Consider the following 3,789-nt stretch of genomic DNA (forward strand, 5'->3'; position numbering starts at 1 on the left):
CATAAAGTAGTCATTTGATTGTCATTAAGTTACAAAACCCAATGACAGCTTGGCTAAATGACTATTAATGACAATTGAATGACTTTTACATTCACATCCATTATTAATTCAAAGCCCAAGTATAATAAGTAATACAAAGTTTTCTTAGTGCCACTATTTAATTCTGTAGAGTTTTCTTAGAGACACAATTTATTTAACTTCAAAATTTTATCTTTGTTAGGTCAATTTGAATTTCATTATTAAAAAATTAACATGATTTTATTTTTTAAAGGAACTAATCGTACTTACTACCTTGTTGAATCAACTTCGGAATTGAATGAAAATGATATAAAAAAAATTCAATGGTTATTTGGCGAAGCTGAATATATTAAGGAAAAGGAATTAAAAGGATTTTTTACAGGACCAAGGAAGGAAATGATTACTCCATGGAGTACCAATGCTGTAGAAATTACTCAAAATATGGGCATTGTAGGAATTCAAAGAATTGAAGAATTTACAAAAACCGATACTACAAAAGTAGAGCATGATCCTATGCTTCAAGCTATTTATGAAAAGCCCGGACAAGATGTATTTTTAATTCAGGCAAAACCTGAAGCTGTTAGATTTATTGAAGATATTTCAAAATATAATGATGAGGATGGTCTTGCACTTAGTGAGGAGGAAATAAAATATCTTGAAGGAATAAGCAACAAGCTAAAAAGGAAACTTACTGATAGTGAAGTTTACGGTTTTGCTCAAGTGAATTCTGAACATTGCAGGCATAAAATTTTTAACGGTACATTTATTATTGACGGAAAAGAAATGCCCGAATCTCTTTTTGGAATGATAAAAAAAACATCAAAGGAAAATCCTGACAATATTATTTCTGCTTATAAAGATAATGTAGCTTTGGTAAAAGGTCCTATAGCAGAGCAGTTTTCACCTGAAACACAATATAAAGCAGATTTTTTTAAAACAAAAAAAATTGATACTGTAATTTCATTAAAAGCAGAAACACATAACTTTCCTACAACGGTTGAACCTTTTAACGGAGCAGCAACAGGCTCGGGTGGTGAAATTAGAGATAGAATGGCAGGTGGAAAAGGAAGCCTTCCGATAGCAGGTTCAGCAGTTTACATGACTTCCTATCCGAGATTGGAAAAGAACAGAAGTTGGGAGCAAAAAACAAAAGAACGAAGTTGGCTCTATCAATCACCTGAAGAAATTTTAATAAAAGCTTCTAATGGAGCTTCTGATTTTGGAAATAAATTCGGACAACCGTTGATTTGTGGTAGTCTGTTAACTTTTGAGCATTTTAGTAATCTTAAAAAATACGGTTACGACAAAGTAATTATGCTTGCAGGAGGTGTTGGATTTGCTAAAAAAAATGACAGCTTAAAAGCAATTCCGGAAAAAGGTGACAAAATAATTGTAATGGGAGGAGATAACTACCGTATTGGAATGGGTGGCGGAGCAGTTTCCTCAGTTGCTACTGGTGAATTTGAAAATAAAATTGAACTTAATGCTGTTCAAAGGTCAAACCCTGAAATGCAAAAAAGAGTAGCTAATGCCATTCGTGCCTTAGCGGAAATGGATAAAAATCCAATTATTTCTGTTCACGACCATGGTGCAGGTGGACATCTTAATTCTTTATCGGAACTTGTTGAAGAAATCGGTGGGAAAATTGATATTTCAAAATTGCCTGTTGGCGATAAAACTCTTTCTAACAGAGAGATAATTGGTAATGAATCTCAAGAAAGAATGGGATTGGTACTTAAACAAGTTGATATTGAGTTGTTGCAAAAAATCTCCGAACGTGAAAGAGCTCCTTTTTATGTTGTTGGCGAATGCACAGGCGATATGAATTTTAAGTTTGAAAATAAAAAAGGTGAAAATCCCATGGATCTCAAACTTGAATATTTATTTGGTAAACCACCAAAAACAATTTTAAAAGATAAAAAAATAAAATCCGATTTTGGCGAATTGAAATATTCAGAAAACAATATTACAGAATATCTTGAAAAAGTTCTTCAGTTGGAAGCTGTAGCTTGTAAAGACTGGCTTACAAATAAAGTTGACAGATCGGTAACAGGAAAAATTGCAAGGCAACAATGTGTTGGTTCTGTACAATTGCCATTAAATGATGTTGGCGTTGTAGCAATTGGATACGAAGGCAACAAAGGTATTGCAACATCCATAGGACATGCATCAGTGAGTGCATTAGTAAATCCTGAAAATGCTTCACGTCTTTCAATAGCTGAAGCATTAACAAATTTGATTTGGGCTACTGTAAGGGATGGAATAAAAGGTGTTTCCTTGAGTGCAAATTGGATGTGGCCTGCAAAAAATGAAGGTGAAAATGACCGACTTTATTCCGCAGTAAAAGCAATCAGTGATTTTGCAATAGAACTTGGAATAAATATTCCTACAGGAAAAGATTCATTGTCAATGGTTCAAAAATATCCTGATGGGGAAAAAGTATTTTCTCCCGGCACTGTGATAATTTCTTCAGTTGCAGAAGTTTCTGATATAAACAATATTATCACTCCTGTGATAAAAAATGTTAGTGATTCGTCAATAATTTATATTGATTTTTCAAAAAGTAAATTTGAACTTGGTGGTAGTAGTTTTTCTCAGATAATTAATGAATTGGGAAACAAAACACCTGATGTAAAAGATGCTTCATATTTTGCAAAATCTTTTAATGTTGTTCAAAAACTTATCAAAGAAAAGAAGATACTTGCAGGTCATGATATTTCCGCAGGAGGAATGATAACTACACTTTTAGAAATGTGTTTCCCTACAAATAAATCAGGGATGGAAATTGACCTTCAAGAAATTGGAGAAAAGGATAATGTAAAATTACTTTTTTCAGAAAATCCGGGAATAATTATTCAGGTTGAAGAAGTTGATTTTGTAAAAGAGTTGCTTGAAAAAAATCAAATCAAATATAATATTATTGGTAAAACGAATACAGAGAGAGTTTTATCAATAAAAAATAAAAAAAATATTTACTCTTTGGATATTAATAAATACAGAGATATTTGGTATAAAACATCCTATTTGTTTGACAAAAAACAAAGTGGAGAAAAACTTGCCCTTGAGCGATATGAAAATTACAAAAATCAGGAATTGAAATTTAATTTCAAAGAAAGCTTTACAGGAAAAGCATCTTCTTATGAAATTGAACCGGGACGAAAGAATAGAACAGGAGTTAGAGCAGCAATAATTAGAGAAAAGGGTGTAAACGGAGATCGTGAGATGGCTTATGCTATGCACCTCGCAGGTTTTGATGTTAAAGATATTCACATGACTGACCTAATTTCTGGAAGGGAAGATTTGAGTAGCGTAAACTTTATAGTTTTTGTCGGTGGTTTTTCAAATTCCGATGTTTTGGGTTCTGCAAAAGGTTGGGCAGGAGCATTCCTTTACAATGAAAAAGCAAAAAAAGCTCTTGATAATTTTTACAAACGAAAAGACACTTTAAGTCTGGGTGTGTGTAACGGTTGTCAGTTGATGGTTGAACTCGGCTTGATTTATCCTGAGCGAAAAGAAAAGCCCAAAATGCTTTTAAACGACTCCAATAAATTTGAATCAGGCTTTATAAATGTTGATATTCAAGAGAATAGCTCAATCATGCTTAAATCACTTGTTGGCATGCGATTAGGTGCTTGGATAGCACATGGAGAAGGAAAGATAAAATTTTCTGATGATGAAGCAAACTATAATATTCCTTTAAAATACAGTTATGAGAACTATCCGGGCAATCCTAACGGTTCTGATTTTTCAGTAGCAGCAATTTGTTCTGAT

Annotated in this window: 1 protein-coding gene; it reads left to right on the plus strand. The window is 32.9% G+C overall.

Translation table 11 applies throughout. The annotated features are described in order from the left end of the window. Nucleotides 1–252 precede the first annotated feature (252 nt). On the plus strand, nt 253–3,789 hold a 3,537-nt coding region (gene purL, locus U9R42_06370), incomplete at its 3' end, for a phosphoribosylformylglycinamidine synthase (protein MEA3495645.1).

It is taken from the genome of Bacteroidota bacterium (assembly GCA_034723125.1).
In the GTDB taxonomy this organism is placed as follows: domain Bacteria; phylum Bacteroidota; class Bacteroidia; order CAILMK01; family JAAYUY01; genus JAYEOP01.